At 32.2% G+C, this 245-nt stretch carries 1 protein-coding gene; it reads left to right on the top strand.

Annotation, left to right across the window (positions count from 1 at the left end):
- On the top strand, positions 1-245 hold a 245-nt coding region (locus SB753_RS40295; protein ID WP_410805577.1), incomplete at both ends, for a hypothetical protein.

Genomic DNA, 245 nt, shown 5'->3' with positions numbered 1-245 from the left:
AATAATCGTGTAGTAGAGCATGGTACTTTTTCCATACCTTCAGAAACAAGACCGAATGCCTGTTTAGACTTAACAAAAGCTTTGATAATAAATAATGAGAGTTATTTAAGTGTCTTGCAGAAAGAAAGGGTTGCAATCCCCACTGTGCAAAAGGCTAAAATCAATGAGAATATTGATGAACTTGATAAGATGTTAAGGGGATATATAAAAGGATATAAAAAAGATTATAAGGAAAACATACGTAG

It is taken from the genome of Paraburkholderia sp. SIMBA_053, assembly GCF_046534895.1.
GTDB classification, from domain to species: Bacteria; Pseudomonadota; Gammaproteobacteria; order Burkholderiales; family Burkholderiaceae; genus Paraburkholderia; species Paraburkholderia caledonica.
This window is presented reverse-complemented; position numbering and strand designations above follow the sequence as displayed.